Source organism: Priestia sp. MDV22-iso46 (genome assembly GCF_058629175.1).
The window spans coordinates 552256-577003 of record NZ_JBZVWT010000001.1 but is presented as its reverse complement, the minus strand read 5'-3'; the positions used below and the strand labels follow the sequence as shown (position 1 = coordinate 577003).

Sequence of the window (24748 nt, the reverse complement as noted above, 5' to 3'; positions counted from 1 at the left end):
TAAAATGAACAATACGTTATATAAAGCAAGCAGACACTGGAAAGAAATCGAGCTTTGGAAAGATGTAACGGACGAGCAGTGGAACGACTGGGTATGGCAGCTGACAAACACGATTAAAACATTGGAAGATTTAAAGAAAGTGATAAATTTAACACCTCAAGAAGAAGAAGGTGTTAAAATTGCAACCAAAACGATTCCGTTAAATATCACTCCTTACTACGCATGGTTAATGGATGAGAATGATCCGAAATGTCCAATCAGAATGCAGTCCGTTCCTATTTCAGAAGAACTGCATAAAACAAGGTATGATTTAGAAGATCCGCTTCATGAAGATGAAGATTCACCGGTTCCTGGGTTAACACACCGTTATCCCGACCGCGTGCTGTTTTTAGTTACAAATCAATGCTCTATGTACTGCCGCTACTGTACAAGAAGACGTTTTTCAGGGCAAATTGGCATGGGGGTTCCAAAAAAACAGCTGGATACAGCTATTAATTACATTGCAGCCAACCCTCAAATCCGTGATGTGTTAATTTCCGGAGGAGACGGCCTATTAATCAATGACAATATTTTAGAATATATTTTGAAAAATTTGCGCGATATTCCGCACGTAGAAATTATTCGTATCGGTACAAGAGCACCGGTGGTGTTCCCGCAGCGCATTACAGAAAACCTGTGCAATATCTTAAAAAAATATCATCCGGTTTGGCTAAATACGCACTTTAACACATCAATTGAAATTACAGAAGAATCAAAGCGTGCTTGTGAAATGCTTGCGAACGCAGGGGTTCCAGTTGGAAACCAAGCGGTTATTTTAGCCGGAATTAACGACAGCGTGCCAATCATGAAGCAGCTTATGCATGATTTAGTAAAAATTCGCGTGCGTCCTTATTACATTTATCAATGTGATTTATCAGAAGGAATCGGCCATTTCCGTGCGCCGATCAGTAAAGGGCTAGAAATTATGGAAGGACTTCGCGGCCATACGTCCGGCTATGCGGTTCCTACGTTTATCGTGGATGCTCCTGGAGGAGGCGGTAAAATTCCGCTGCAGCCAAACTACATTATTTCTCAAAGCTCCAATAAAGTAGTGCTTCGAAACTTTGAAGGTGTTATTACATCTTATCCGGAGCCGCAAAATTACCAAAGTGGTAGCGCAGAAGAATTTTATAAAAAAGTATATCCTGAAGTGTTTGAAAAATTTGAAAGCAACGGTGTTCTTTCGATTATTGATGATACAAAGTTCAACTTAACGCCGGAAGGTCTAAACCGTCTTGACCGCCGGAAAACGTATGACCAAAATCCAGAGCATAGCTCTTTGAAAGACAAGCGTGAAAAGCGCGATCAATTAAAAGAGAAAAAATTTGAAACGCAAATGAAAAAATACGAAACGGCGGGAGCGAAGGAGGAATAATATTGAAATGTCAATGGTGCGAATCCTATGAAGCGAAAGAGACGGATGCAACGGTTTATTGGGAGCTTCCTGACGGCACAAAAGCCATAGAAATTAAAGAGACGCCTTCCATTACATGTTCAGAATGCGGAATTACGTATCAAACAGATGAAACGGTAGGACACATTGAAGATCAACTGTTTTTAATCAACACCTCTGCCTTAGAAAAAAGTGTAACGTACGAACAGCTTATGAGCCTGCCTCGTCTATTAAAACGAAACTACTTTGATTTTTCAAAGTAAGCAATGAAGAGTCCATCTCCTACTTTTTATAGGAGATGGATATTCTTATACGCTTTACGTTAAACATGTGCGCATAGTTCATTTATAAAGGTGGGATAAGTATGGAAGCGGTCGATATAAATCGTAATGAAGAAGAAAAAAAGCAGGACGATAAGCATATAAAACGCCATTTAAAAGCACGCCATATGACCATGATTGCCATTGGAGGGTCAATAGGAACTGGCTTATTTCTAGCTACCGGATCATCCATCCAAACTGCTGGACCTGGAGGAGCGCTGATTGCTTACGGGGCCATTGGAATTATGGTTTACTTTCTCATGACTAGTCTTGGAGAAATGGCCACGTTTATGCCGGTCTCAGGTTCTTTTTCAACGTACGCCAGTCATTATGTAGACCCAGCTCTCGGCTTTGCGCTCGGCTGGAACTACTGGTTTAACTGGGCTGTTACGCTCGCTGTAGAAATAGCTGCTTCTGCTATTATCATGAAGTTTTGGTTCCCTGATGTGCCAAGTATTATCTGGAGCGCTTTGTTTTTAGGCTTAATTTTTTTACTTAATTTCCTATCTGTAAAAAGCTATGGAGAATCTGAATATTGGTTTGCTCTCGTAAAAGTAGTAACCATCATTGTGTTTATCGGAGTGGGACTTCTGACGATCTTTGGCATTTTCGGCGGTGAATATATTGGCTTTAAAAATTTTACATTAGAAGAAGCGCCGGTCAACGGCGGATTTCTGTCCGTACTAAGCATTTTCTTTATCGCGGGATTTTCTTTTCAAGGTACAGAGCTAGTCGGCATTGCAGCGGGGGAAAGTGAAAACCCTCAAAAAAATATACCAAAAGCCATTCGCCAAGTCTTTTGGCGCATTCTTCTATTTTATATTGCAGCCATTGCTGTAATCGGGCTCATCATTCCTTACACAAGTCCATCTCTTCTAGGAGGAGACGTGGATAACATTGCTGTTAGTCCATTTACGCTTGTTTTTGAAAAGGCAGGAATTGCTGCAGCTGCTTCAGTGATGAATGCTGTTATTCTTACCTCGGTTTTATCAGCCGGAACTTCTGGCTTATATGCTTCTACGCGAATGTTGTGGTCAATGGCAAATGAAGGGCAAGCGCCTAAAGCGCTTCGAAAAATTAATCGCCGAGGAATTCCAGTAAACGCGCTTGTTTTAACCACTATCATTGGCGGTCTTGCCTTTTTAACATCAATTTTTGGTGATCAAATGTATATGTGGCTTTTAAACGCTTCAGGCATGAGCGGATTTATTGCGTGGATCGGTATTGCCATCAGCCACTATCGTTTCCGAAAAGCATATGTTGCTTCAGGACAGGATATAAATGAACTGGCGTATAAAGCAAAATGGTTTCCTCTAGGTCCTGTTCTTGCATTTGGAATGTGCCTCATCGTTATTCTAGGTCAGAATTATCAAGCGGTACTTTCTGACAAAATTGATTGGTACGGCTTGACGGTCTCATACATCGGTCTGCCTCTCTTTTTAGCGACGTGGTGGGGATATAAAATAGCAAAGAAAACCAAGGTTGTACCTTTGCATGAGTGTATCCAAAGAGACGATAAGAAATAAAAAAGCTATACGGCTAACGATAAGTAAAAAAGGTGAACCTTGGACAACAAGGTTCACCTTTTCATTTATAAAAATTTATCATAGTAAGCTTTATTTTATAGATATCATAGCATAAAAAGTGATTTTTTTCCAGTCTGGTTTTTATTTTGTTTATTGATAAAATTCAAGAATACCACTGCATGCTAAGCGATTATGGAGGCTGAAAATCTTTGTACTTTAATAAGAAAAGGGGTTTGCAATGAGAATTTCTGCAGGTGTTGAAATGCTACAGTTGACTGCCAGAGCTTTTGACCAAGATATAATATTAAATCCTACATTAGTTTGGAATAACGATGAAGCTATTCTAATTGATACAGGAATGCCTGGGCAAACCGATCAACTGAAAGAGGCCTTGGGTGAATTGAGTATATCTATTGAACAGCTAAAAGTAATTCTTTTAACACATCAAGATCTAGATCATATAGGATGTGCGACTGATATACGAAAAAAATCAAATGAAAATATCATCGTATATGCTCATGAATTTGATAAGCCGTATATTGAAGGGAAACTTCCGCTTATTAAAACGAATGCGAGTCGAATGAGTAACGAAGAACTAGCAGCTATACCTGATGAAATAAAATATTTGTATACAAACCCTCCAAAAGTTGACGTAGATATAGTATTAAAAGGGAGTCAAATGCTCCCATACTGTGAAGGCATTGAACCGATTTTTACCCCTGGACACACACCTGGGCATGTAAGTTTTTATTTAAGAAAATCAAAAACACTGGTTGCTGGAGATGCTTTAGTATTTGCAAATGGACAACTAATGGGACCTGTTAAACAAACGACCTTAAATATGGACCAAGCAGTTCACTCACTCGGAAAATTCTTACACTACGACATTGAGCATGTTATTTGTTACCATGGAGGGTATTTTCAAGGCTGTCCGAAAGAAGCAATTTTAAGGATAAAAGAACACATTGCACAGGGAGAAAGTTAAGGGGAAATGAACTTGTTTTTTGTTAGAACAAGTAAGGGAAAATAAAAACCAAAGGGGATGTATAAAATGTTTACACCATCTATCAGTGTCCGAAAAATAAATGATAATCTCATTATAAAATGGCAGCTTTCACACTTTACGGTTCCGTTAGAAGACATTCTTGAAGTAACGGAAGATGACAGGTACGGAGGTAAAGAAGCAAACGCCATTCGAATTGGTCCTCCGTACGGAACGACTGACCGCATCTTTATAAAAACGACCAATAAAAACTATCTGTTATTTACCTCAAACGCACCGGCTATATTAAACGAAATAAACTCATAACGACCATTACTAAATACGAGAGATATAGGAGAGAAAAAATTGAAGATTAGTCGTACTTTCGATGCTGGTAAAATTGCCAAGCTTAATCAGTCTGTTCATCAACTGCATGTAGAATTATACCCGCAGCATTTTCAAACATATGATTTTCATCAGGTACATGAATTTTTTAAGAAAGTGATGAAAGACGATAGATTTATCTTTCTTTTAGGAGAAGACGAAGGTCAGCATGTAGGGTTCGCTTGGCTGGAAATAAAGCAGTATTCAGAAACAGTGTTTAAAAAAGCTTACGAGTCAATTTACGTGCATCAAATAAACATCGCAGAATCCTATAAAAACAAAGGGTTTGGTTCAAGTTTGATGAAAGAAATTTATAGCATTGCTCGTACAAACGACATAAATACAATTGAGTTAGATTATTGGAATGATAATACGATTGCCGAAAGCTTTTACGAAAAAGAAGGATTTGTTACGTATAGAAAAATGGCTTATAAAGAACTTTAAAAAGAGCATTTACTTGCTCTCTTTTTTATATCCAAGAAGCCATTTTCTTCATTTTAATTACTCAATAAAATAAAGTACGCGATTTGAGAACTTAACTCTTGAAAAATTTTTGTTTTACATTTATACTTACATTCTTGTTCGCGTAATGCGACAACTTACTTTATATTCAACTAGGAGGTATACAGATAGTATGGAAAATTTCATTTATCATAATCCCACAAAATTAATCTTCGGAAAAGATCAGCTTCAAGTATTATCAGAAGAACTCCCGAAATACGGAAAAAATATTTTGCTTGTATACGGCGGAGGAAGCATTAAGAAAAACGGTTTATACGATCAAGTTCTTACGCTGTTAAAAGAGTTAAACGTAAATATACATGAGTTAGCGGGCGTAGAGCCAAATCCTAGACTATCTACGGTACGAAAAGGAATTGAGATTTGCCGAAATGAAAACATTGACTTCATGTTAGCAGTCGGCGGAGGAAGCGTTATTGACTGCACAAAAGCAATCGCTGCCGGAGCTGAGTATAAAGGAGACGTCTGGGATATTATTAACAAAAAAGTAACGGCTACAAAAGCACTGCCGTTTGGAACGGTATTAACATTGGCAGCAACAGGTTCTGAAATGAATCCTGATTCTGTTATTACGAATTGGGAAACAAATGAAAAATACGTTTGGGGCAGCTCTGTTACGCATCCTGTATTTTCTATATTAGATCCTGTGAACACGATGTCTGTTCCTAGAGATCAAACTATCTACGGCATGGTAGACATGATGAGCCATGTATTTGAACAATATTTCCATAACGTGAAAAACACGCCTTTACAAGATCGTATGTGCTATTCCGTATTACAAACAGTAATTGAAACAGCACCGAAATTACTAGAAGATCTGCAAAGCTACGAGCACCGCGAAACGATTTTATATTCCGGAACAATCGCGCTAAACGGAACACTTCAAATGGGCTACTTTGGAGATTGGGCTTCACATACTATTGAACACGCAGTGTCAGCTGTATATGACATTCCTCACGCAGGCGGTTTAGCAATCCTATTCCCAAATTGGATGCGACACGTTGTAGATCAAGATGTAACTCGTATGAAGCGTGTAATGACAAGTATGTTCGATATTGAAACTGCAGGTAAAAGCGACAAAGAAATTGCGTTAGAAGGAATCGATAAGTTAAGCGCTTTTTGGTCCAGTCTTGGTGCACCTTCTCGCTTAGCAGATTACGATATCGGCGAAGAGCGACTAGACGAAATTGCTGGAATTGCTGCTCGTGAAATGGAGTACGGAGGTTTCGGTAACTTTAAAAAACTAAATAAAGGTGATATTTTAGCTATTTTAAAAGCGTCACTGTAAAGTGAAAACCAAAAAGAAGGAGACATCTGTCTTCTTCTTTTTGGTTTATCTTATAAATGACTGGAAATTAAGTAGAGCAGGAAGAATGGTTTTTTTCTCAAATTTCAGTTAACAACTAAAGGAAAAGCTTTATAATTAAGTACAGAGAGAACGTTTTAGAGAATTTAAGGGAGTGGGGAGATGAAAAAGTTTGCGCTAGCTTCATATGCGCTTTATTTGCTGGGCGGATTAGTCATTACAGCCGTAGGGTCCGTCTTACCGCAATTGCTAACACATTATCATGTGTCCTATACAGTTGGCGGACAGCTTGTATTATTAGGTTCTTTAGGATTTTTGATAGGAGTTCCGCTATCTTCTTTTCTATTAGGACGCTTCAGAGAAATGAATTTACTTACAATTGCCGCACTAATGATAGCGCTATCACAAATAGGTATGCTTTTATTGCCTCCATTTGAGTGGATTATTGCATTCAATTTTTTAAACGGTATTGGTGTAGCCGCATTGGAAGTAGTTGTAGCTACTTTAATGATGGAAGTATTTATCGGTAGAAGAGCTATTGTTATGAGTTATTTAGAAGTATCATTTGGTCTAGGTGCGCTGTTGATGCCGTTAGTAGCTAGCTTATTGATTTCGCAGAACAGCTGGAGGTTTTCATTTTTTATAACGAGTGTACTAGCTTTACTAATGGTTGTGGTCTGCAAAATGATTCCTTTTAAAAAAGAGACTGTTTTAACTTCAGAAAGCGATTCTTCAGACGCCAACTCAGAACCTGCGCCTGTGCTTGCTAAAAATCAAAGATGGAAAATACTTGCTCTTTTTAGTGTGATGATTTTTATGTACGCCGGAGTAGAAAGCAGTATGAATAATTTTCTTTCGTCTATTTTTATCACGTATCTAGATGTAATTCCGTCACAGGCTACTTTAAGCATAAGCGTTTTTTGGGTGGCTATGCTAATAGGACGAGTGGCTACTGGATGGATTATTCGAATCGTTACATACGAACGCTATCTTTTTGGCAGCATTGGAGGAACAATTGTGAGTTTAGTGCTGTTTATCGTATTAAAAGAAGCTGTCGCAGGCTATATTTTATTAGGGTTTTTAGGGCTTGCAATGTCAGGTATCTATTCGATTACGATGGTATATGCTAATCATACATTTACCGGATCTGCTCGTATTGTAACAAGTTTAATTACTGGTTTTTCAGGGCTTGGAGGAGCTATTTTTCCTGCGCTTATTGGCTTTACTATGGACGCAAGCGGAATTACCTCAGCACTTTGGTACATAACAGCTTTTGCATGTTTATATCTTCTGGCGCTTTGCATCATTTTTTTCGTTCAGCGTGATGCAAAACAAAAAGCTAATAATCATTTGCAGCCTATGAAATAAATGTTACGTCAAAAAAAGAAGTGAATTATAAGTTCACTTCTTTTTCTTTTTATTTTCTCTTTCGTTATAGTAAACAAAAAGGGTTCACATAAATTCAAACAAGAAAGTGAAAAATGGATATATCTATGAAAAAGGAGCGCAATATGAAAGAAGTGAATATAAAGGATCCCGCATTAAACCCCGACATTGCATTAAAAAGAATACTAAATGAGATGGCTGAAAAAGATGTAACTTTATAAATGGTTAATATCTATTTTAATAAAAAATATAAAAAAGAAAGGTTGAATCTATGTCGACCTTTCTTTTTTTATAAAAATTCTCATTAAATTTTTTCTAACAATATCTTTATAATCAAATAGCAAAATTCCTGCTTTTAATTTCGCTTTAGTATTAACCCTATAACCCATTCTTTTCTTAACTTTTTACTAATATATCAAATATTCTATATATTCCTAATGTTATATAAAATTAAATTGACAAATATATGAAGCGGTCATTAGAATTTAGTCATCGAACAGTGAAGAGCTGTTTAAAAGTAGGGGGGAAGTAAATGCCGTTACAAAATAAGCATCTAGCAGTTGTGTTACAAAATACATATTTACCGTTTATTTTTGAAGAAGCAGAAGCTCTCGGAATTAAAGTGACGTTTTTTTATAACCAGGAAGAAGTAGAACCTAAGCATCTTAAAAACGTACAAAATTTCATACCCATCGATTTATTTCACACCCCAGACAAAGCTCTTGAGATTATTAAAGCAGAGCATCACAAAAATCCTTTTGACGGCATTATGACATTATATGAGCCTGCATTAGAGTTTGTATCTCAGCTGACAGAAGAATTAAACTTACCTGGTTTATCACCGTTTGTGATTAGTAACTGTCGCAACAAACAGAAGATGAGAGAGGTTTTGAAAGATAATGATCTTAACACTCCGTATTTTAAAGAGGTTGAAAATACGGAGGAATTAAAGAATCTTTCACTGCCTTATCCTGTCGTAGTAAAACCTTCTAACGGATTTTCCAGTCAAGGTGTATCACGAGCGAATAATAAAAAAGAACTGATTGACAGCATAGAAAAAGTGAGACGCGTAAATGAAGAAGACCTAAGTAAATTCACAAAAAATAAAACGGGCATGGTAATTGAACAATTTATAGACGGGCCAGAGTTTGCTATTGAAACGTTCTCTGTAGAAGGGGAAGTTTATGTACTTTCTATAGGTTATAAAGGAAATTCCAAAGGACCTTTCTTTGAAGAAGGTGTTTATATAGCTCCAGCTCAGCTAGAAGAAAACGTTTGGCAATCTATTGCACGAGAAGCAGCTAGAGCAGCAAATGCTTTAGGGATTGAGAATGGCCCGGCTCATATTGAATTACGCCTGGATCCAGCGGGAAAACCTTATGTAATTGAAATAGGAGCGCGCATTGGAGGATCTGGGATTTCTCATTATATCGTAAAGGAAAGTACAGGTATTAACTATATGGAGCTAGTTTTTTACTATGTATTAGGATTAAAACCTCCTGTATTAAAAAATGAAAGAAAACGAAAGAAAGTGGTGGGCAACTACATTATCCCTGTGCAAGGCTATGGGATTTTTAAAGAAATTCGAGGCTTAGAAGACGTGCGTAGAGATACTGAAGTAAAAAGGGTTATTCAATTTATAACTAAAGGGACAGACATTTTACCATATCCGCACTTTTCAGGTTACCCTGGATTTATTTTAACCACTCATGACTCTTATTCCGACTGTGAGCAGTATTACAGCTATTTAGATAACAAAGTAAAAATCGTTTATAAAAATAAAGTAAACGCATAGGGGGTATCAAAGGCTATGATAGTTGCAGAGTCGTCTAGTAAGAAAAATAAGCAGCTTCAAAAAATTAGCATTATCCATACCTTAGGGCCTGAAGGAACAAATTGTGAAAAAGCAGGCTATCTGTGGTTCGAACGCCAAAGCATACAAGGTCAGGTCTTTTTACATCAAACGTTGGAAGAAGCTTTAGTTCATGTGAAAGAAACAGAGAGTTCTGCTCTTCTAGGCTGCGCGGTATATCCTTACTTACATGATATTGTGTTCAAAAACTTAACTAGTTTAGAGCTAGTAGATAGCTTTATTATGCCAACGTATAACATGGTGCTTGCCTCAAAAGAAGAGGTGATAACAAACAATAACCTGTTAATTGCTTCACATCCTGCCCCTGTTGATTTAGCTCATTCCATCAGTCCTAATGTTCAGTTAGTAAATAGTAATGCTCAAGCGGCGATTGATTGCTTAGAAGGAAAGGTAGACGCATGTATTACAACGAGTAAAGCCGCTAACGAGCAGGGGTTAACAGTTGTAAAAGATTTTGGAGAAGTGCCGATGTGTTTTACGCTCCACGGAAGAAAATAGGCTTAACTTTAAAAAAGAAATAAGGTGAAACAGTGATTTCTAAATTAACCCGTATTCATGTACATCTTTTGTTTTGTCTATTAGCCGTCATCGGGGGAACGACATGGGCTTTTCAAAAGACTGGATTAAAGGATAGCTTGCCTCTATGGTCAGCAGGTATGAGGTTTTTAATTGCTAGTTTAATAATTGCCCTCTACCTCTTACTCACAAAAAAAATGGCCATTTCAAAAGAAGTAGTAATTATTTCAGCATTAAACGGAATTTTGTACTTTGCTCTACCGTTTGGTTCTGTTTATTGGGCATCCGTCTATTTGCCAAGCGGGCTTGTTTCCGTTTTAGCTGCCAGCATTTCAGTGTTTGCCCTTTTATTTAATCGCTTATTTAAAGGAACCCCAGCTACAAAAGGACAAAAGATAGGTGTAGTCATGTGCTTAATTGGTATGAGCGTTGTATTTGGAAATCAGCTGTTTATACAGGGGAATGTGATTCAAATAGTAGCTATGATTGTCATTTTAATGGCTATGCTAGGTTCTGCTTTTATAACTGTTCAAGTTCAATCTCGCATAAAATCCTTGCCTATTATGACCTTTAATTCTTTTTCGATGCTAAGTGGAGGCGCTTGTTTACTGATTGTTAGTTTGTTTGTAGAAAATGGAAACCGCACTTTCTCTGGTATTAGTCTTATCTCATTATTATATTTGGCCATTATAGGGTCGGTCTTGGGGTTTTCTATTAATATTTATTTATTAAAAAAATGGCATATATCAAAAGCAACGGCGCATTTATTTATTTCACCGGTTATCGCCTTATATGTAGGGTTTGTCTTTTTAGGTGAAACATTAAACAAACAGGTCTATATAGGTACAGCATTTGTAATAGCAGGGGTTATATTTATTAACTTGAAAAAGCAAGTAGAGAAAAACACGAATAACTCTACTCTTACATCATCTAAAAATATTTCTGCTAAGTAGCTGTTCTAAAAAAGGAGGGTTTTAATCATGTTAACAAAAAATCATACCCAAAGTTTAGTGGAGTTATTAAACGATAAAATAGTACCTGCTCTATATGAGATAAGAAAATATCAGGGCCCAAATGGAGAGGTCAAAAGAAATTACGAAAAAGCTAGAGAACTCTTATTAAAAGTAGTTGCTGAAACTGAAACAATATATAGCTCTTTAAATTTACCTGTAGTGTGGAATGCATTAAAAAATGACGTATGTGATTGGATTGAAAGAGGACTCGATCAAGCTCCTTATTTTGATCAAACGTTAATTGCTTATAGCCCGCCTGCAAACGGGGAGGCGACGTTCTTTTTAGGACCGATTGTAACGCCTAATGGCCCTACAAAAAGAGGGTTTTATTTAGAAGCCTTTATCGCCGTTCGTGATGAACCTGAAATCATGAAATCCATTGAAGCAGACCTTCCTCATCCTAAAAATGGATGTGAATCTTTAAAGCTGTTAGCTGGTACTCAAGGATTTATGGAAGGGAAGTGTATTGTATTTTTCCCTGAGAATGTAAAAACAAAAGAAAAGGTAACAAGTCAAAACTTCGCGATATTTTTCTTTAATAAATTTCACAGCATATACAATCAGGATACATTAAAAAGAGCGTATTCTATCTTTCCTGATTTTAACTTTAAATCTCATACTATGAATAGAGAAGACACTTATCAGGCAAGGGTGATTTGGGGATATCTGCATGATTATTACCATCACTGCGGAAATAAACCTTTTGACCAACATATACAGGCGAAAATGAATTTTTTTGCAGGCATACTAGAAGAAGTTAAAGTAGATTGCCAGACGGTGCTGACTCTTCATAAAAGAAAATATCCTTTTTGGGAAGAGATAACGGAATTTGTTCTCTTTGAACGACTTTTAAGATACCCTAGTCAGCATAATGCACCCCGAAACTTTGATTCTGGAACAGGATTTTTTCTTTTTAGCTGGTTAGTTGCAAATGGGCGTTCAATATCCCGAAAAGGAGACCATGCTTATTTAGATTTAGACATATGCTTAAAAGAACTGGATCTTTTAGTAAAAGAAATTGAAGAACTTGAAACGATTCAAAGTGACCTTGACTATAAAGAAGAAGCTGAACATTATGTTCGAAAATACTTATTACCTAGTGAGAACGATGATAAATTTATTATCCCGGACAATTACTTTATTAATCAGCAAAATAAAAAGATTGAAGTTCCATACTTACTATTCGATGACCATAATCTTTAAGGAGAAGGTGCACTAGTGACTGCTTTGCATTTAAGTAAAATAGGAAACAAAATGACTAATAAAGTAGGCGTTCGCGCTATTATGCATGATATCCAAGAAGTGCTCAATTCCAATCTTAATCAATATGTGAATTTAAGTGCTGGCAACCCCGCCATTCTCCCTCAAGTTTATGAAATGTGGGAAGAAGCTTTAAAGGATATTGTGAACGACAAACAATTAAAAAATTTGATTAGCCAATATGGTTCTAGTTACGGTACGCATGAATTAATTGATTGCATAAGAGAATATTTCTTTACGAATTATCGTATTAAACTGGACAGAGAACAAGTCTTGATCACTTCGGGAAGTCAAAATCTCTTTTTTTTAGCTTTAAATTCGTTTTGCGGTACAAGTAAAGAAGGAAGAGTAAAAAAAGCATTAATACCTATGCTGCCAGATTACGCTGGGTATAGTGGAGTCGCGCTTGAGGAAGGTGTAATAGAAGGAATTCCTCCTATCCTCTCAAAGCTTGATCATCATACGTTTCGTTATGAATTTAACAAACAAGCATTTAAAGATAAAATAGCTCAGGACCCAGACGTCGGAGCTGTTGTATTATCAAGACCTAATAACCCAAGCGGCAACATTCTTTCTGAAGAATCCGTACAGCTTATATCCCAAGTGTGCAAGGACTATCACATTCCATTGCTAATTGATTCAGCTTACGCACCGCCTTTTCCTGCTATTAATTTTATTGAAATGGATCCAATCATACATGATAATATCATTCACTGCATGAGTCTTTCTAAAGTCGGATTGCCTGGAGAGAGAATAGGAATTGCTATAGGAAAAAGTGACTTCATAAAAGTAATGGAAGCATTTCAATCAAATATTTTGATTCACTCTTCTAGGTTAGGTCAGCGAATGGTGGTTAGCACCTTAAAAAGCGGGCAGTTAGCCGGAATTTCAGCTAACCATATAAGAACTCATTATAAACAAAAACATGACTATTTAAAAAATCTTTTAACTATACGTATGCCGGATGATATTCCTTGGTATTTGCACAAAGCGGAAGGTTCGTTATTTGGTTGGCTTTGGTTAGAAGGTTTGCCTTTCAGTGATACCGATCTATACAATAAATTAAAAGCAGAAAACTTGATTGTAGTGCCAGGCGGGTCATTCTTTCACGGTAGCCAATCTTCTTCTCACAACCGGGAGTGCATTCGCATAAGTCTTACTGCTGCAGATGAGGAGTTAAAGAAAGGAATTGATATTCTTTCTTCAGTAGTTAAGGAAATATACAGTTCAAACTTTATATTTCAAACAGAAAAAATATAATTTCTTTAAGATTTAGAAGTGCAACTAATACGTAATCATAAAAGGTCCAGTTTTATAAGCTAAAGATTGTTTGAAGAAGACAATAACATCCAATTTCTTTTGGAACTGGATAATTTTTTGTAATGAAAGACTCCTATATTTCTGCTAGCATATGAACCACGTCAAGAAATAGCAAGGAGGCTTTTTATTTTTATGATAAAGAAACTAGTGATTGCTATAGCAATGCTTATCCCAAGTTTTGGTGCAGGTTACTCAGCATTTGCTGCAGCACCCGCTCATGAACAGCACATTCAAGTAAATAAAAATGATAAAGAATTATTAGCTCGTCTTGTGTCAGCTGAAGCCAAAGGAGAGCCTTATGCAGGCAAAGTAGCCGTGGCGACAGTTGTATTAAACAGAGTCGACAGCAGCAAATTCCCGGACACTGTAAAAGGCGTTATTTATCAAAAAGGTCAGTATAGTCCGGTCAGCAACGGTCAAATTAATAAACCTGCAGACACAGATTCAAAAAAAGCTGTAGAAGAAGCAATTAACTTCCAAGGTCAAGGAAAAGGTTCATTATTCTTCTTTAATCCTGATAAAACGGGAGATCAATGGCTGCGCCAAAAACAAGAAACAATTAAAATAGGACATCATGTATTTGCAAAATGATGAAAAAGCTAATGGCTAGCTGCGCGCTGCTATTAGCTTTTTTAGTTATGTACATAAAATAAACAGTAGAACAACCTTTAAAATTAGAATTTTATGGTAAAATATAAGAAGTCATTCATACTTAAAAATATGAGGTGATAACGTGGAAGAGAATATGATGTTTGCTTGGATAGCTTCATGGTTAGCTCTTGCTGGTCAGCTCGTTTTTTTTTATGGGAGTAGCGCTTTTTACAGGGGATTGGCGCTATATGATGTGGAGTTTTATGATAAGCATAGTTGTAGGTATACCTAGTATCATTGGTACCTATAAACGAAATCAGCAGCTAAAAGCATACAAAAAATAAGGAATATCGTATTGAAATGAGCTATGAAAGACTTAGAGAAATCCTCCAAGTCTTTTTTGTTTGGGCATAAAAAGACATGAATCGACTCCGTTCTTCTAAAAAAAGTGCTTTTTACATAGTTTATCAATACAGAAAATTTGATAAACACGCGGAGGAGTAAACATGCAGAAGCAGCCTAATTTTTTGTTAATTATCGTGGACGAGGAGCGATTTCCACCCTTATATGAAAGTAAAGAACTAAAGAAGGTTACCCTGTAAGTTTTACTACCCTTAAAACAACACGTGTTCCCGATCAAATTGAAATGTACAATTTGACCAAGGATCCGTTAGAAACAGTAAATCTGGCTCACCCGTATTTTTCGACAAATGAAACAAGGAAAGTTCAGCGGCAGCTTGATGTTATTCTTAAAGAACAAATCAGGAAAAAACGGATTTTTCCGCAAAGTGGAAGCATGAATGATGAGCTTCCCTCTAAAGTTAGATAAAAAATAGTTTCTACGGATTGAAGTCAACGATTTGGGTGAGCAGAAAAAGATGTATTTAATATTTTAGTATATAAATAAAAAACCTGATAATGCTTGTGCTATGTTATTTGTTCTGATTTGGGATAGTATTGGGTTTCACTTCGTTAATACCGCTTAGATAAAACAAATAAGGACTTATAGTATCTTTCTTTTTCGCCTTTATTGTTATGAAAATAAAGGTGAAAATAAGAATGAAATGTAGTCGTTAATAGTATAATAAAAAACTTTTTCAGTCCGTGTATTCTTAAGTAACTTTTCAAAAATTTAAGCATAAAGTAATTCTATACCATTAAAAAATAAAAAATTACTTCTTGACTTCTGTTAAATTTATACACTATAATCGCTTTTAACAACTAATAAACAGTATTTGGCAATGAAAAGGACACGAATTAGATGCTGTTTTCTTCGCAGAGAATAGGGCCACTGGCTGAGAGCCCTTAAGAAATCATCTAATTTACCACCTTAGAGCTATTGCAGGGAACGTGCATAACTGAAACTGCAATCGGTAAAACCGTTATCTTTTTAAGCGTAAAATACGTATGGGTATTTTACGGAATTAGGGTGGTACCACGGCCGCATTCGTCCCTTCACTAGGGATGAGTGCGGTTTTTTATGTAGAAAAAAAGAATATACAAGCAATGAAAAGGACATGAATCATTTTTGAATTTTCTTTACAGAGAGTAGGGTCACTGGCTGAGAACCCTTAGAAAACGAAATGAATTTACCACCTTGGAGCTGCGGCGGGGAATGTGTATACACTGAAACCGCAACCGGTAAAACCGTTATCTTTTTAAGCGTAAAATACGTATGGGTATTTTACGGAATTAGGGTGGTACCACGGCCGCATTCGTCCCTTTACTAGGGATGAGTGCGGTTTTTTTTGTTAAATAAAAACATATTGGAGGAATGAACATGTCAAAACAAATGGAAGCAGAAAAGCGAAATCATCAAAAATTAGGTCAAGAACTGGAACTGTTTATGTCAATAGAAGAAGCTCCTGGTATGCCATTTTTCTTACCTAACGGAATGATTATTCGAAACGAGTTAGAGAACTACTGGAAACAAAAGCATTATAAAGCAGGCTATCAAGAGATAAAAACACCCATCATGATGAAACAGGAGCTGTGGGAACAATCAGGGCACTGGGAGCACTATCATGAGAATATGTATTTTTCAAATGTTGACGAACAAAACTATGCGATTAAACCGATGAATTGTCCGGGAGCCATTTTATTGTTTAGCAGCAAGCGAAGAAGCTACCGAGAACTTCCGATTCGATACGCAGAGCTTGGATTAGTTCACCGTCACGAGCTTTCTGGGTCTTTAAACGGATTGCTAAGAGTCCGTTCATTCACACAGGACGACGCTCATTTATTCGTAGAACTCAGTCAGATCGAAGCTGAGATTAGCCGCATTCTAGCGTTTATCCATGACTTTTACTCACATTTTGGCTTCGATTACAAAGTGGAGCTATCCACACGACCTGAAAAATTCATGGGAAATATTGAAACATGGAACCAAGCAGAAAAGTCGCTTCAATCTGTGTTAAGTGAAAAAGGCTTAGACTATCAGGTGAATGAAGGAGACGGAGCTTTTTATGGGCCGAAAATCGATTTTCATATTTTAGATTCCTTAGGTCGCAGCTGGCAGTGCGGAACAGTTCAGCTTGATTTCTTAATGCCAGAGAAGTTTGACTGTATGTATATTGGAGAAGACAATAAACCTCATCGTCCCGTAATGATTCACCGCGCTATATACGGTTCCGTTGAACGATTTATGGCCATCTTGATTGAACATTACGAAGGTCAATTTCCTCTTTGGTTAGCTCCTGTTCAACTCAAACTATTGCCTATTGCACCGCCGCATGTGGAATATGCATATAAAGTGAAACACGAGCTGGAGTTAAAAGGGTATCGTGTTGAAGTAGACGATCGCATTGAAAAAATAGGGCTGAAAATTCGAGAAGCAGAAATGCAGAAAGTTCCTTATATGGCCGTGATAGGAGATAAAGAAGTGGAAAATGAATCGCTTGCTATGCGAAAGCACGGGAAGAAAAATATAGGAACAGTAAGTGTGGAAGAGGCAGCTGTACACTTGAATAAAGAAAAGAATTCAAACAGAGTTTATTGAAGCTATTTACCTTACTAAATAGAAAAATCCGATTTTTTTAAGTCGGATAGTGATTCCCTTCATCTTGTCTTACACCAAAATGAAGGGAATATTGAACTAGAAGGGTATAAGATAATATATATCAGCAGTATAACTTTTGCCTTAGACAAACGCCGGTATTTTATAAAAAAATTTATCTTATTCCATTCGAATCGTTTGTACAGGATGAAGCTGAAGCCTCATCTGATGGTTTGTTCATGTTCTGCTGATCTCGCTTTTTTTTAGAAGGAGAGTAAAAAAGAAATTTAAACATAAAGTACACTCCTAATGCTAGTAAAATACAGCCAATAAGTAAGTTAAGCATCTCTCTCCGCCCTTCATACACTTCAGTTTTCATCATTATAACACCCGGTAAGATAAAACATTCATTGTTCTGTAAATAATCTCTAGGTCAGGAATTTATATCTGAAGATAGTTAGTAAAAAAGTTATCTAAAAATATATAAAATAATTTTTTAGAATATTATTTTTATTCAAACTTATTATACATAAGCACAATGATAATCTCTTTATTTAGTTTATAAATCCAAAATAGAGCAATATTAAGAAATCGCTTACAAAAACTCTTGAAATATATATAATGATATTAGTATACTAATAGACAAGTTAGTAATTATTTCTATATAATTACTTCTGTATCTGAAGTAAAAACGCGCAGCCAAATAGGGAAAACGTCATTTTCAAGTTTTTTTAAGGGATGAGTGGCAACAGAGAGGAGAGAGTGCAATGGGAAAACTATTTAAAAAGAAGTCAATCGAGCAATTATTAGAACAAAGTCAAAACAAATCTCTAGTCAAAACATTAGGAGCATTCGATTTGACTCTTCTTGGTATTGGAGCCGTAATAGGAACAGGGGTTTTAGTATTAACAGGCTTAGTAGCTGCTAACGATGCTGGACCAGCCGTTATTTTTTCTTTTATATTGGCTTCTATTGTATGCGGTTTTGCAGCGCTGTGCTATGCGGAATTTGCTTCAACTATACCTGTATCTGGAAGTGTTTACACCTATACATATGCAACCATCGGCGAAGTGGTAGCACACTTAATGGGCTGGACGTTGCTTTCTGTCTATTTGTTAACAATGTCAGCAGTAGCAAATGGATGGTCTTCTTATTTTAACAACTTTTTAGAAGGCTTCGGTTTTTCACTGCCAAAAGAATTGATTACGATCCCTGCAAATGGAGGTCTAGTGAACCTTCCTGCTATTTGTATTACACTTCTTATTACATGGCTGCTTTCAAGAGGAACAAAAGAAAGTAAAAAAGTGAATAACTTTATGGTGCTGGTTAAATTATTTATTATCCTTCTCTTTATTATTGTAGGAGCTTTTTATGTAAAACCGTCTAATTGGACTCCTTTTATGCCTTATGGAATTGAAGGTGTTGTGACAGGGGGCGCGGCCGTATTTTTTGCTTTCTTAGGTTTTGATGCCTTATCTACATCAGCAGAAGAAGTAAAGAATCCGCAGCGCAATTTGCCCATTGGAATTATTAGTTCACTTGTGATCTGCACGATTATTTATGTAGCAGTATGCCTTGTTATGACCGGAGTTGTTTCGTACAAAGAACTGAATGTCCCAGAAGCAATGGCCTATGTTCTCCATTCAGTAGGACAAAATGCAGTGGCAGGAGTTATTGCTGCAGGAGCTGTCATTGGAATCATGGCTGTTATTTTCGCCTACATTTATGCAGCAACACGCATTTTATTCTCCATGAGCCGCGACGGCTTGCTGCCAAAAGCATTTGCTAAAACAAATGAGAAAACAGGAGTTCCGACTCTTTCTACTTGGCTAGTAGGGATTATCGGAGCGTTAATTTCAGGGTTTATTGATCTAAAAGAACTTGCGAATTTAGCAAATATCGGAGCTCTTTTAACTTTCGGCATGGTGGGCGTCAGCATTATCATCTTACGTAAAACGCACCCAACTTTAAAACGTGGATTTACAATGCCGTTTGTACCTGTTTTACCAATTTTATCTGTATTATCTTGTTTATTTTTAATGATTAATCTTCCTAAAACAACATGGCTGTATTTTAGCATATGGATTGTGCTTGGTATATTTGTATATGTCGGTTATTCTCGTAAACACAGTCGATTAACAAGTAAAGAAATGAAAAAAGCGAGTTAAAAATAAAAAAAGAGCCTTTCAGCAAAGAAAGGCTCTTTTTTTATTTTTTGTTCGGTTGTTAGAGAATTAGGACGATTGTTCACTATGTTTTTTGCGTGTTTCCACAATAAAAAGACAAGTGCTGATAACAAAAGCCGTTCCTACAAAAATGGCGCCGACCCAAGGAAGTGAAGTAAGTCCCATATGGTTAATAATCACGCCTCCGAAAAAGGCGCCAAAAGCATTTCCTAAGTTAGCAAACGAGTGATTCGAAGTAGAAGCTAAAGCAGGTGCTTCCTGTGCTAAGTTCATAATTTTTACTTGAATACCAGGCATTACAGCAAATGCTGCTGCTCCCCAGAAAAAAAGCGTGATAATTGCTGCTGTTGGGCTTTTAACGGTAAACGTAAAAATAGTCAGCACAATACAAAGAAAAGCAAATATACCTACAACCGAAGGCATTAACTTCCAGTCTGCAAGCTTGCCTCCAACAACGTTTCCGAGCGTAACGCCGCATCCATATAATACAAGTATCCACGTAACGCTATGTTCACTTACTCCTGTAACATCTTCAAGAAGCGGTGTAATGTACGTAAAAACAGTAAATAAACTGCCGCATCCTATTGCGCTTAAAAGAAGCATCACAAGAAGTTTTGGTTGAGTAAAAGCAGCAAACTGCTGTTTTAGACCCGTTAATTTGTCTTGACCAAGCTTTGGAATAAATAGAATAATACCAATAAATGCAATAATCCCCATGATCGTAATAGCCCCGAATGAAGCTCTCCAGCCTAAGTGTTGCCCAATAAATGTTCCCACAGGAACCCCGATGATATTTGCAATGGTTAAACCTGCCATCATCGTTGCGACAGCACTTGCACGTTTATGAGGTTGTACGAGTCGTGAAGCAATAACAGCGCCTACTCCAAAGAAAGTACCGTGACATAATGCCGTAACTAAACGAGCTCCCATTAAAATTCCATAGCTGGGTGCAATAATAGCAATTGCATTTCCGAGAATAAATAAAAGCATAAGTAAACAAAGCAGAAGCTTTTGAGGAAGTCGATGAGTAAAAATGGTTAAAATTGGCGCGCCGATTGCTACTCCTAAAGCATAGCTTGTAATTAGCTGGCCAGCAGTCGAAATGCTAACATGAAGGTCTTCCGCAACGTTAGGCAGTATCCCCATAATAACAAATTCCGTCATTCCAATAGCAAAAGCTCCAAGAGTCAACGAGATGAGAGCAATTGGAAAGGAATCTTTCTTACTGACCTGCTCATTAGCATGCATTGTATTCATGTGTGATCACCCTTTCTGTGTATAAAATTTATATCTCCTTGAAAAGAAGTCAATTACTAATAATACTTAAGTGATGGAGCTTTGACAACCAAAAAAGATGATGTAAGCGGTATCTTTTGGGATTTCTATTTATCTTTATCATATATGAAGACAGTCGGACATAAATTTATTGACAGAATAAAGTTTAGTCCTATAAACTATTTTTAAAGTTGAATAGTTTATATCTATAAACTAAATGAATAAAGGAGAGAAAACAGTGACAAAAAGCAAATTATATCAAGCTGTAGAACTTTTTGAAGAAGTGCTGTTTGTAGGAACAGAAGTAATTCATAGAGAGATCAGCCATAACCTCTTTGAACATGTCTCTAGGCAGCAGTTTGATTTGTTAAATAGTTTAATGATTAAAGGTCCGTCTTCACCTGGCAGTCTTGCAGTCTTGCAAGGTGTTCATAAAAGTGCCATTTCGAATCGAATCAAAAAACTGCTCGAAAAAGGGCTTGTGGAGTGGGACGCTAATGAACTAGAGAGCGATAAACGTTCTAAGCTTATTAAGATTACGGCTGAAGGCGAAAAGGTAATAAATGACGGAAATGCCGCGTGTTTTAGTATCATTGAGAATTTGTTTGATGATGTAGAAGAAGAAAAAATAGATACATTTATTGAAATTCTTACAATGGCAAAAGAAAAGTTAACTACAAAAGGGGAAAGCAAAGAATGAAATTTATTGTGAAATTTAAATGGGTGATTGCGGCCTTCATTTTAGCTTTAACAGTTATATTGATGCTAACGGCACCAAATTTAACAAAGCTCGCAAGTGAAAAAGGACAGTCTCAGCTTCCCGACGATGCCGTTTCATCTAGAGCCAGCCAAATTCTAAAAAATGCCGGAGAAGACAGTAATACCATCAGCATGGTTATCAAGTTAGATAACGCATTAGATAAAGATAGTGAGAAACAAATACAGAAAATCATTGATAAGACAGAGAAAATTAAAGGTGTAAAAGATGTCACAACGCCTTTAACAGATGATCAAGATGTTCGTAATCAATTAATGTCTAAAGACAAAAAAACCGTTTTAGTTCCGGTTACTGTCAGTGGATCGGATGAAAAAGTTGAAAAAATAGCGAATCAGATTTATGATAACGTGCCAAAAGACATTACGGCATATGTAACAGGCGCATCTCTTATTAATCAGGATTTTGCACACAGTTCAGAAGAAGGGTTAAAGAAAACCGAGTTTATTACTATCTTTTTGATTTTAGGTTTGCTTTTACTCGTTTTCCGTTCAGTAGTGACGCCGTTTATTCCTATTTTAATTGTGGGAATCACATACTTAATCAGTCAATCGTTACTAGGGATTTTAGTTAAAAATGTCGATTTTCCAATTTCAACGTTCACGCAAACGTTCTTAGTAGCTATTTTGTTTGGAATTGGTACGGATTACTGCATTCTTTTACTTAATCGTTTCCGTGAAGAATTGGCAAACGGACATGATAAAGTAGAAGCCACGATCACGGCTTATCGGACAGCAGGAAGAACGCTATTTATCAGCGGAATTGCCGTATTTATTGGTTTTGCAGCCATCGGATTTGCCAAGTTTGCCATTTTCCAGTCCGCTGTCGGGGTAGCAGTGGGCGTAGGTGTACTGCTAGTCATTTTATTTACTCTGCTTCCACTTTTTATGGTTACACTTGGAGAAAAATTATTTTGGCCGTCTAAAAAAGTGGCTTCTCATAGCGATAATAAGCTGTGGGGCTTTTTAGGAAAAAAGGCAGTGGCGCGACCGTTCGTGTTTTTAGTCATTACAGCCATTATTACCGTGCCTTTTATTGTAACGTACGACTCAAAAGTATCGTTTGACTCTACTGCTGAAATAAGCAGCGATTATAAATCTATAAAAGGACTAAATGCTATCAGTGATGCACTGGGAGAAGGAAAAGCGTTTCCTGTCAATGTTATTATTAAAGGAGATAAAGAGTTAACAAAGGCGGATGTTATTCCTTATTTAGGAAATATCAGCAAAGCAATTGAAAAAGTGGATCACGTGGATTCTGTTATGACTATCACACAGCCTACCGGAGAAAAGATTGATGATTTATATGTTAATTCACAGCTAGGCTCTGTATCAGACGGAATCAAAGATGCTGTTAAAGGAATCGGAGATGTACAAAAAGGATTAAGTGATGTTGAAAAAGGGCTAAATCAAATAGCTGACCAAACGGGTTCTGCTTCTAAAGAGAAATCTGGTGGGTCGCTTGCACCTGCTGCAGACGGATTAGCTCAAATTAATCAACAGCTGCAGCTTGTCAGCACACAGCTCTCTACAACAGGAAATGTGCAGCAAGCGGTCCCGCAGCTTGTTTCAATCAGTAAACAGCTTACTGCCATTCAAACCGGTCTCCAACAAGCAAATGAGAATCTTTCAGCTCAGCAAGGCCAAGTTGGAACGCTATCAGACAGTATCAATCAGTTAGCAAAAGGAGTTAAAAGTGCGAATGACGGACTGACGAAGATCTCAGATGGCTTAACAAAAGCAACAGATATGCTTGATAACATGAGTGACAGCTCAACAGTTAGAGATACGGGTATTTATCTTCCAGCAGAAGTGATGAAAGATAAAGGGTTTAAACAATCCATCGATAACTATTCTTTTGCAGATGGAAAAGGAGTTAAGCTCAGTGTAGTGCTCGATCAAAATCCATATTCTGAAGAAGCCATTTCAACCGTAAAAAATATTGAAAAAGCGGTGGCAAGCGAAGTCGTTGATACGCCGTTTGAGCATACAGAAATTGTGTACGGAGGGGTATCGAGCTCAAATGCGGATTTAAAAGATTTATCTACAACGGATCTTTCACGCACAATGGTTATTATGATGATTGGATTGTTTATTGTGCTGACCATTTTATTCCGTTCAATGATAATGCCTGTATACATGATTGCTTCACTGCTGCTTACGTATTATACAGCAATGGGAATCTCAGAGCTTCTATTCGTGGATATAATGGGGAATGACGGAATCAGCTGGGCCGTGCCATTCTTTAGTTTTGTTATTTTAGTTGCCCTTGGAATTGACTATTCTATTTTCTTGTTAGACCGTTTTAACGAAGAAGTAAAAAGCGGCGTAGCAGTAGGGATAGTTACGTCTATGAGTAAGATGGGGTCGGTTATTATCACTGCTGCTATTATCTTAGCCGGAACGTTTGGGGCTATGATGCCATCGGGTGTATTAACACTTGTTCATGTAGCAACGGTTGTTATTATTGGTCTTTTACTTTATGGCCTTGTCATTCTTCCGCTTCTTATGCCAGCGATTGTCGTAACGCTTGGAGAAGGAAACTGGTGGCCGTTTATTCGGAAAAAAGAAAAATACAAAGTAGAAGAATAACTTGTATATGCTAGCTGTATCAAAAATCAGATATTTGTTAGGAAATAGTGATAAACGCCTGTATAGCGTTAAACATTATATAGGATAAAAATGAAGGATAGATGAGCGTCATAAGAATGCTCTATCTATCCTTTTTGTATTATTGGAAAACGTGAGTATAGTTTAAAAGCACAATCAAGCAGGTGCTTTTATAAATACAGCTAGTCGAATAAAAGACCTCTTATCAGGAAAACCTATAGTCAAAAACATGAGGGAGGTTCTTTTATGAAATTTGTAAATTTATTCGCTAATCAGCGAGACAAACGACGAGAACAAATGCGCGAAGCAGGAACATGTCCAGATTGCTTAGGGAAACGATTCCACCATATTGGACTTTATTTTGTACATGTTTATGAGTGTCCGAGCTGTCAAGGCAAAGAAGATATGTAATAAAATCTTCAGAAGTAAGGCAAAGGCAGTCTCTATGCAGATTATGATCTGAAACCTTCTTATTTTAGA

General features: G+C 37.0%; 21 protein-coding genes and 2 other annotated features. Of the genes, 19 read left to right on the top strand and 2 right to left on the bottom strand.

Features of this window, described 5'->3' with window-relative positions:
* Positions 1–4: 4 nt before the first annotated feature.
* From kamA to thrS, 15 genes are all read left to right on the top strand, one after another.
* The gene (gene kamA, locus AC4NPH_RS03015) at positions 5–1414 is read left to right on the top strand and encodes a lysine 2,3-aminomutase (RefSeq protein ID WP_013057075.1); all 1410 of its coding nucleotides are present in this window, start codon (positions 5–7) and stop codon (positions 1412–1414) included.
* A gap of 2 nt (positions 1415–1416) precedes the next feature.
* A complete protein-coding gene (locus tag AC4NPH_RS03010) occupies positions 1417–1695 on the top strand; it encodes a YokU family protein (RefSeq protein ID WP_013057076.1) in 279 nt (92 codons plus the stop codon).
* Positions 1696–1796: 101 nt separating this feature from the next.
* Complete coding sequence (locus tag AC4NPH_RS03005) at positions 1797–3278, top strand: amino acid permease (RefSeq protein ID WP_029321808.1); 1482 nt, start codon at positions 1797–1799, stop codon at positions 3276–3278.
* A gap of 238 nt (positions 3279–3516) precedes the next feature.
* Positions 3517–4263, top strand: coding sequence for an MBL fold metallo-hydrolase (locus AC4NPH_RS03000; RefSeq protein ID WP_279824572.1), 747 nt, complete (start codon positions 3517–3519; stop codon positions 4261–4263).
* A 66-nt stretch (positions 4264–4329) separates the two neighbouring features.
* Complete coding sequence (locus AC4NPH_RS02995) at positions 4330–4587, top strand: SunI/YnzG family protein (RefSeq protein ID WP_098794097.1); 258 nt, start codon at positions 4330–4332, stop codon at positions 4585–4587.
* Positions 4588–4626: 39 nt separating this feature from the next.
* Positions 4627–5088 carry a GNAT family N-acetyltransferase gene (locus tag AC4NPH_RS02990; RefSeq protein WP_013057080.1) on the top strand — a complete coding sequence of 154 codons (462 nt, stop codon included), beginning with the start codon at positions 4627–4629 and terminating at the stop codon, positions 5086–5088.
* Between the two features lie 190 nt (positions 5089–5278).
* Positions 5279–6451, top strand: a complete 1173-nt coding sequence (locus AC4NPH_RS02985) for an iron-containing alcohol dehydrogenase (protein WP_098794096.1) — start codon at positions 5279–5281, stop codon at positions 6449–6451.
* Between the two features lie 180 nt (positions 6452–6631).
* Positions 6632–7837, top strand: coding sequence for an MFS transporter (locus tag AC4NPH_RS02980; RefSeq protein WP_097812477.1), 1206 nt, complete (start codon positions 6632–6634; stop codon positions 7835–7837).
* Positions 7838–8387: 550 nt separating this feature from the next.
* Positions 8388–9650 carry an ATP-grasp domain-containing protein gene (locus AC4NPH_RS02975; RefSeq protein ID WP_063671604.1) on the top strand — a complete coding sequence of 421 codons (1263 nt, stop codon included), beginning with the start codon at positions 8388–8390 and terminating at the stop codon, positions 9648–9650.
* A gap of 15 nt (positions 9651–9665) precedes the next feature.
* The gene (locus AC4NPH_RS02970) at positions 9666–10226 is read left to right on the top strand and encodes a hypothetical protein (protein WP_028408503.1); all 561 of its coding nucleotides are present in this window, start codon (positions 9666–9668) and stop codon (positions 10224–10226) included.
* 32 nt (positions 10227–10258) lie between these two features.
* Complete coding sequence (locus AC4NPH_RS02965) at positions 10259–11197, top strand: DMT family transporter (RefSeq protein ID WP_013057086.1); 939 nt, start codon at positions 10259–10261, stop codon at positions 11195–11197.
* Positions 11198–11224: 27 nt separating this feature from the next.
* Positions 11225–12460, top strand: coding sequence for a DUF6421 family protein (locus AC4NPH_RS02960; protein ID WP_098196495.1), 1236 nt, complete (start codon positions 11225–11227; stop codon positions 12458–12460).
* Between the two features lie 15 nt (positions 12461–12475).
* Positions 12476–13777, top strand: a complete 1302-nt coding sequence (locus tag AC4NPH_RS02955; RefSeq protein ID WP_013057088.1) for a valine--pyruvate transaminase — start codon at positions 12476–12478, stop codon at positions 13775–13777.
* A 192-nt stretch (positions 13778–13969) separates the two neighbouring features.
* The gene (locus tag AC4NPH_RS02950; protein ID WP_029321830.1) at positions 13970–14428 is read left to right on the top strand and encodes a cell wall hydrolase; all 459 of its coding nucleotides are present in this window, start codon (positions 13970–13972) and stop codon (positions 14426–14428) included.
* 1232 nt (positions 14429–15660) lie between these two features.
* Positions 15661–15886: a binding site (T-box leader), on the top strand.
* 39 nt (positions 15887–15925) lie between these two features.
* Positions 15926–16154 (top strand) — a binding site (T-box leader).
* A 54-nt stretch (positions 16155–16208) separates the two neighbouring features.
* A complete protein-coding gene (gene thrS, locus AC4NPH_RS02945) occupies positions 16209–17426 on the top strand; it encodes a threonine--tRNA ligase (protein ID WP_053487274.1) in 1218 nt (405 codons plus the stop codon).
* Positions 17427–17598: 172 nt separating this feature from the next.
* On the opposite strand, the gene AC4NPH_RS02940 is transcribed toward thrS, so the two are convergent.
* Positions 17599–17805 carry a hypothetical protein gene (locus AC4NPH_RS02940; protein WP_098314946.1) on the bottom strand — a complete coding sequence of 69 codons (207 nt, stop codon included), beginning with the start codon at positions 17803–17805 and terminating at the stop codon, positions 17599–17601.
* 385 nt (positions 17806–18190) lie between these two features.
* On the opposite strand from AC4NPH_RS02940, the gene AC4NPH_RS02935 reads away from it, so the two are divergent.
* A complete protein-coding gene (locus AC4NPH_RS02935; RefSeq protein ID WP_013057094.1) occupies positions 18191–19591 on the top strand; it encodes an amino acid permease in 1401 nt (466 codons plus the stop codon).
* A gap of 66 nt (positions 19592–19657) precedes the next feature.
* Here AC4NPH_RS02935 and AC4NPH_RS02930 read toward each other — a convergent pair whose 3' ends face one another.
* Positions 19658–20866 (bottom strand): MFS transporter, encoded by a 1209-nt coding sequence (locus AC4NPH_RS02930; RefSeq protein WP_013057095.1) that lies wholly within the window; start codon positions 20864–20866, stop codon positions 19658–19660.
* A 256-nt stretch (positions 20867–21122) separates the two neighbouring features.
* On the opposite strand from AC4NPH_RS02930, the gene AC4NPH_RS02925 reads away from it, so the two are divergent.
* The 3 genes from AC4NPH_RS02925 (at position 21123) to AC4NPH_RS02915 (ending at position 24679) form a co-directional block, all read left to right on the top strand.
* Positions 21123–21584 (top strand): MarR family winged helix-turn-helix transcriptional regulator, encoded by a 462-nt coding sequence (locus AC4NPH_RS02925; protein ID WP_013057096.1) that lies wholly within the window; start codon positions 21123–21125, stop codon positions 21582–21584.
* A complete protein-coding gene (locus tag AC4NPH_RS02920; RefSeq protein WP_335448376.1) occupies positions 21581–24250 on the top strand; it encodes an MMPL family transporter in 2670 nt (889 codons plus the stop codon). Before AC4NPH_RS02925 ends, AC4NPH_RS02920 begins: the two co-directional genes overlap by 4 nt.
* Positions 24251–24514: 264 nt before the next feature.
* Complete coding sequence (locus tag AC4NPH_RS02915; protein ID WP_170959518.1) at positions 24515–24679, top strand: hypothetical protein; 165 nt, start codon at positions 24515–24517, stop codon at positions 24677–24679.
* Positions 24680–24748: the final 69 nt, after the last annotated feature.